Origin of the sequence: Carboxydocella sp. JDF658 (assembly GCF_002049395.1) — a bacterium.
Taxonomy (GTDB): domain Bacteria; phylum Bacillota.
The window spans coordinates 1-201 of sequence record NZ_BDLR01000114.1 but is presented as its reverse complement, the minus strand read 5'-3'; the positions used below and the strand labels follow the sequence as shown (position 1 = coordinate 201).

General features: G+C 39.8%; 1 pseudogene. It reads right to left on the bottom strand.

The annotated features are described in order from the left end of the window. Window positions 1–201, bottom strand: a pseudogene (locus JDF658_RS14680) (hypothetical protein); the annotation flags it as partial.

The window sequence follows — 201 nt, the reverse complement described above, 5'->3', positions numbered from 1 at the left end:
AGTATTATTGGCAGCAAGTAACCGGTAAATATCGTAGACGTCATGAGCAGAATCTAAAATGGCTTTTGTAAACTTAAATTCAGGATATAAGTCCAGTAATCCTGCCCAGGCGAAAACGAAAGTAACGCTATCATGACGAGAACCCTGTACTAAACTTAAAAGCAGAGGCAGGTCATTAGGGCTATTTGCCGAAGTAATAGA